Below are 3726 nucleotides of genomic sequence, written 5' to 3' on the forward strand. Positions count from 1 at the left end.
CCAATCTCCAATCATCAGCCTGTTACTTGGTTATTCGTTATTCAAAAATCCCAAATCGTCAATCTCCAATCGTTAATCCTCTCGTTCCCCAATAGAATCAATGGTCTCCATAGTGCCGGTGAAGTTTTTCTTTTCGTTTAAGTTGAAATAAATAAAAGCGCTGCAAAGTACAATAATGCTATACATTAAATACTGAAATAAAAGTGCAATAGAGGTCAGGGCTGTGTAAATCCAATCGAACATTACAGCAGGATCTGCGGCAATTTCTTCAGAAATGGAAAAACCTTTGATAAAGAAATAAACATACTGGGGTATTTGAAAAATAAAGTTAATAAAATAGTACAATAAAAACACAACGAACAAGGTGGCGAAAGTCATCCACCACTCGTTTTTAATAAGCTTAAAACAATAACTGATAGTATCGAGAACATCTCTTTTTTCAAAAACTATCACTGCATAAGTGGTAGACAACACAACACCCACGTAGATTCCAGGAATAAGGCAAAACATCATTCCGAAGCCGGTGATTATGGCTACCAAAAAGCTTGCGGCCAACAGTTTCCAGAAATCTTCCCGCACTCCGTCTGTTACAGCTTCGTTGGTAACATTCCCTTTATTTTCAATATACGCTTTAATATAATGTAGGATAACCCCGTTCAGCAGTGAATAATAAATAATAGCTGCCAAAAAAAGAAAGAATACCGAAAGCATACTCGCACCACTAAACGTATCAATCGCATCTAAATTTTGCAGTATGCCCGAAGTGCCAAAAATGGCTTGCATATAATAAATATAGGCTGCTACGAGAATAAGCAGGGCGGGACCTGCTACTTTTAGAATTAAACCAAAAAGTGATTTCCAATTAAGGCGAATAAATTTGAAAATATCGGTTAAGATAGTTCCCAATTCCCGTTGTTGTTTAAAGTGTATGAATTCGTTCATTGTTTGTGAATAGGATTGGTTTTGTAATGGGTGTAAAACTAGGGAAAAGGAAAATGAAATCGAAATCGAAATCGAAATTGAAAATGAAGTTTGACGGTTTGAACCACGATTGTTTGACTCACGACAAATAAACTGAAGGTTTTTACCATATATTTTATAATCATTCACCACTTATTATTAATTCAATATTCGTTATTCTTCAATCTCCAATTGTACATGACAAACCTGACAGGTCTTAAAGACCTGTCAGGTTTTAGACTTAGTCTTTTGGTACTTCGGCTGCGCTCAGTATGACAAGGGGTTGCGTCTGATTTATTATTCGGTACTTCGTCTGCGCTCAGTATGACAAGGGATTGGAGTTATTTTATGTGGGATAGGATGGTGTCGGGATTGATGCCGGTGTAGTCGGCGAATTCGTAGATGGTGAGTAGATGGCGGTCTTGTTTTTTGAAGTAGTTTCGGATTTCTTTGTTTAAGTCTAGGGCATAACGGTAGGATTTGCCAGTTAGCAGCTGTATGTCCTTAGGATATATGATAATACGGCAGGTTTTGGACCTGATTTTTCTCGGGTAGGGATCGATATGTTCGGGTGAATGGGACATAGCGTAAGAAGCATACTAGAGATTGTGTCGCAGGGCTGCACATGTAGTCTGGGGAGCTTAAATTATTTAACATAGTAGCATTATCTTAGGGGATGAGTAGCTTAAACGTAGTGAAAACCATACACTCGAGTAGCTTTAGCTAGGGGTTAATGTAGCACTAACTCGGAGTGACTATACCTATCTCTCTGGGTAACTGTAGCCTTAATTTGTTTTGAGTAGTGCATTGAGTGGGGGGTATTATTATTTATTCTTGTTATTATTTATTTGTGCGGAAATGGTTTTAGGGTTTGATGGCGAATTCCAATATTTTTTTGAGTTGAGAAATGGGTGCAAAGTTGTATGCCCTGTATTTTCTCTGCGCTATTTTGATTCTGGCGATATTTCGGTAGTACATTTCATCGCCAAAATACATCAATAGTAGCGTTTTCATGGAATCGTTAATTATATATTTAGGATGGCTTCTGTTTTTTTCAACATATACTACCAAAGCTAATTTACGGGAAGCTTTGTAGATTTCCACGATGTCAAAATACACTTCATAAATTACAGTATCTTCTCCTAAAAAAGGATGTCTGTTGCAAAGTTCCATAAGATTTCCCTCCCAAGGCATGATCCCGTTATGAAATGACCATCCGCTATCGTAGGGTGCAGTGACAAGGATTTTCGTGACCATTTTTTTTAGTTTTAATCGGCCTTTTGTAATAAAATGTAAACGATGTGGCTGTCCGAGCTCGACTAGGATGATTAGGGAAAGATCCTTGTGTATTTTCTGCAGGTGTGCGCGCATTTGAGCTAGTGCATTATCGTAATTGTGGCCTCGTTTGAGGGCTACTACCATACTTTCTTTATGGTTTTCAAAGCTGTTCCAAAAGTGAAGAATTTGTGTGATCATAACTAAAGATATTTATAGGTTAATATTCTGATAAAGTCGTGTCTGATTAAGACGTAGGACCGCTTCGCTGAAAGACTTAGGACCGCTTCGCTGAAAGATTTAGGACATAAGACTTGCTTCTTAATGGGTTGACAGTTAAGTTAAATGGAATAAGTATACTTTTTAGTTTTTACATTTTAGTGGTGAGCTTACTAGCAAGCGATCGCTTTAATAAAAATTCTTTTAGTGCCTGTCAGCTTTGGCTGAACGGAATTTTGAAATATTTTAATCGGACACTAATGATTATGCTATAATAAAATCGAAGAGATAGTTTATCATTCCAGCTTCGGGGAGGATAAAAATGCTGGTTTTATTGTCGTTTTTTCTTCTTTTTTTCTTCTTCTCTGACACTTTTTTCAATATTTTTTTAGTGGCATTGCCCGTTTTAAAATGATTGGGGAGAAAACGAAAAATGAAGATATGTCGAAATTATGATTTTATGAAAAGCCAGGGGTATTTAATCCCTGATAGGCAAGAAAAATTCCTTAATAGGCAAAAGAGGGGGGAGTTAGAGGGTAGAGGGTAGATGGTGGAGGGGTGTAGGTTTCTTGTTTGGGTTCGGTTTGTTTTGTTATGTAGGAAAGACCTCACAGGTTTTCCTGCTTCGGTTAAACTCATAGCTCAGTGGTAGAAGTTGGTAGTCGGTAGCATTATTTTAAAAATAAGTCTTTTATCTCGGGTGTCACATTGCGGGAGTCGGGTATATGTCAATACTGGCAAAAATGAATACTGGATTAAATTAAATTTCAAAAATTATTATTTTTATTGCGTAGTTTGCTATTTCGTAAGGATTATGGTGGTTGCTTTTGAAAATAATTTATGTTTTTATTTGATAGAGGAAGACATTTTAAGAATTCGGTTTCGTCCGGGTGTTATTATCACTCTGGATGCAGCTAAGGCAATGGTTGCAGATAGGTATCGAATACAGGAGGGACTGGTATATCCTTTACTCTGCGATATACAGGGGATAGTTGAGATAGACAGGTTGGCTCGGAATTATCTTGCTTTGGAGGGCTCGTATCTTATTAGGGCAACCGCACTTGTGGTATGTCACCCAACATCGGAGGCTATATCTGAGTTTTATCTTCATACTACTTATTCTCCCGTACCTACCGAATCGTTTTATAATTTACGTGAGGCCTTGGTATTTTTAAGAGAATATTTATGAACAGTATTGGCAGAGGAAAGAGTTTAGACCGCTTTGCTGTTAGAATCTAGAGTCTAGACCGCTTTGCTGTTAGAATCTAGAGT

The 3726-nt window shown here is 37.4% G+C and carries 3 protein-coding genes; 1 reads left to right on the forward strand and 2 read right to left on the reverse strand.

Going from position 1 to position 3726, the window contains the following annotated elements:
- Nucleotides 1-72 precede the first annotated feature (72 nt).
- Both BLW28_RS07810 and BLW28_RS07820 read right to left on the reverse strand, forming a co-directional pair.
- Nucleotides 73-942 (reverse strand): hypothetical protein, encoded by an 870-nt coding sequence (locus BLW28_RS07810; RefSeq protein WP_073217421.1) that lies wholly within the window; start codon nucleotides 940-942, stop codon nucleotides 73-75.
- A gap of 882 nt (nucleotides 943-1824) precedes the next feature.
- On the reverse strand, nucleotides 1825-2436 hold the full coding sequence (locus BLW28_RS07820) for a hypothetical protein (RefSeq protein WP_073217418.1): 612 nt from the start codon (nucleotides 2434-2436) through the stop codon (nucleotides 1825-1827).
- 832 nt (nucleotides 2437-3268) lie between these two features.
- On the opposite strand from BLW28_RS07820, the gene BLW28_RS16185 reads away from it, so the two are divergent.
- Nucleotides 3269-3643 carry a DUF7793 family protein gene (locus BLW28_RS16185; RefSeq protein ID WP_073217416.1) on the forward strand — a complete coding sequence of 125 codons (375 nt, stop codon included), beginning with the start codon at nucleotides 3269-3271 and terminating at the stop codon, nucleotides 3641-3643.
- Nucleotides 3644-3726 lie beyond the last annotated feature (83 nt).

It is taken from the genome of Aequorivita viscosa (assembly GCF_900106795.1).
Lineage (GTDB): Bacteria > Bacteroidota > Bacteroidia > Flavobacteriales > Flavobacteriaceae > Aequorivita > Aequorivita viscosa.